Below are 2,064 nucleotides of genomic sequence, written 5' to 3'. Positions count from 1 at the left end.
AGCAGTAGCCGTCGATCCTGCACCCGAAGTCGAACAGCACGTAGCGGCCCTTCTCAACCGTGCGCTCAGTCGGCCGGGCGTGAGGGAGGGCGCTGCGCTCGGCGGCGGCGACGATGGGGTCGAACGAGACCCCTTCCGAACCCTTCGACCGGAGGAAGAACTCCAGCTCCAGCGCCAGGTCGATCTCCCGGACGCCCGGCTTGATCTTGTCGAGGATGAAGGCGAAACCCTCGTCGCCCAGCTGGGCGGCAGCCCGGAGGGAGGCGATCTCCTCGGCGTCCTTGATCTTGCGAAGCTCCTCTACCCAGCCCTCGCCGGGGACCAGCTCGGCGCCCTCGAAGTAGCTCATCACCTTGTCCAGGCCGGGCGGCGGCTCCCAGGCGGCGCCCCGGCTGCTGACGGTGACGTGGGTGGCTTCGTAGGCGACTCGGGAGAGCTTTTGTGACTTGGTGAAGCCGTTCAGCTCTTCGACCACCGCCGCATGCGACGGGGCGATGTGGATCTCGGCTTCCTTGACCATTTCGCTCGCCTGGGTGGCGTAGCGGCCGTCGCTGTAGAAGTGGGTGGCGTCGCGGGTCAGGAAGACGTATCCGTTGGAGCCGGCGAATCCGGTCAGGTAGCGGACGTTGGTCATGTTGCTGACCAGCAGGGCGTCGACACCCTCACTGTCCATGCGGCGACGGAGCTTTTCCTGCCTTTCAGCTACTCCCAAGGGGACCTCCCAAAGTCCGTGTAACGCAGGAAGTCAGTGTTACATCTACCCAGCCGAGGCGCTCCAGAAGGATTCCCCTAAAGTTCTCGTTAATTTTGTCGTTTCTGGGCTAAAAACAATCCAAATCGGGTAGCCACAACGAAGACTTACTGTATCGTAGGTTACGGAAGCGTAAGTTAACCGCCACACCGCACTCGCACTGAGAGGAAGTGCTCAATGGAAACGGCCGTCTCCCCTGCCCCACCGCGTCCCAGCATCAAACCGATCACCGAGCGGCACTCCGGCCGCACCCTCAAGATCGAACGCAGGCTCACCCTGCTGGTCACGATCTTCCCCTTCGCAGGAGCAGCCATCGGCATCCCCCTTCTTTGGGACCACGGCATCAAGGCGCTGGACCTCTCACTCTTCTTCATCTTCTATGTGATCACGGGCATGGGAATCACAGTCGGTTTCCACCGCATGCTCACCCACCGAAGCTTTGAAGCAGTCAAGCCCGTCAAACTTGCTCTCGCCATCGCCGGCTCCATGGCCCTTCAGGGCGCAGTAGTCAGTTGGGTGGCCGACCACCGCCGCCACCACGCATACTCCGACAAGCCCGGCGACCCCCACTCCCCCCACCTCGCAGAGGCCCAAGGCGTCAAGGGCATCATCGCCGGCCTCTGGCACGCCCACACCGGCTGGTTCTTCAGCCCGGAGAAGACGAACATCCGCAAGTTCGCCCCGGACCTGATCGCCGACAAGGCGATCCTCAAGGTCAGCAAGACCTTCCCGCTTTGGGCCACCATCTCCATCGTGCTCCCCGGCCTCATCGGCCTGGCGGTCACCCGTACCTGGCTCGGCGGTCTAACTGCACTGATCTGGGGCGGCCTTGCCCGGATCTTCTTCCTGCACCACATCACCTGGAGCATCAACTCAATCTGCCACTTCTACGGGAAGCGTCCCTTCAAGAGCAAGGACGAATCCACCAACAACTGGATCATGGCGCTGCTGAGCTTCGGCGAAGGCTGGCACAACAGCCACCACGCCTTCCCCACCAGCTACAAGCACGGCCTCGGCAAGTTCCAGTTCGACCCCAGCGCCTGGTTCATCAGCGGCTTGAAGGTCCTGGGCCTGGCTCGCAACATCAAGATGCCGACGCTGGAGCAGATGGCAGCGAAGAGGACCTCCCCCGCCAGCGGCTAATGTCCGTCCCGGCCGATAAGGTCGAGCTTTACGACAAGCTGGTTGCGACACAGGCCGGAGTTGAGGTGAAGGGCAAGACCTTGCCCTACACGTCGGCGAACGGCAACATGTTCAGCTTCCTCACGCCGACTGGCACCCTGGCTTTGCGCCTGCCCGCCGGGGACCGGCAG

At 62.7% G+C, this 2,064-nt stretch carries 2 protein-coding genes; one reads left to right on the top strand and one right to left on the bottom strand.

All coding sequences use genetic code 11. The features are described 5' to 3' along the window. The coding region (locus VFV09_04160; protein ID HEU4866905.1) for a Xaa-Pro peptidase family protein at window positions 1–712 on the bottom strand (712 nt) is incomplete at its 3' end. 216 nt (window positions 713–928) lie between these two features. On the opposite strand from VFV09_04160, the gene VFV09_04155 reads away from it, so the two are divergent. Continuing rightward, window positions 929–1,894 (top strand): acyl-CoA desaturase, encoded by a 966-nt coding sequence (locus VFV09_04155; GenBank protein HEU4866904.1) that lies wholly within the window; start codon window positions 929–931, stop codon window positions 1,892–1,894. Window positions 1,895–2,064: the final 170 nt, after the last annotated feature.

This window comes from Actinomycetota bacterium, from assembly GCA_035759705.1.
Taxonomy (GTDB): domain Bacteria; phylum Actinomycetota; class CADDZG01; order JAHWKV01; family JAHWKV01; genus JAJCYE01.
Note: the sequence above shows the minus strand (reverse complement) of the source record. Positions and strands in the feature narration are given on the sequence as shown.

Coding starts and splice junctions, on each gene's coding strand:
- VFV09_04155 (HEU4866904.1), top strand. CDS start 929: ATGGAAACGGCCGTCTCCCCTGCCCCACCGCGTCCCAGCATCAAACCG.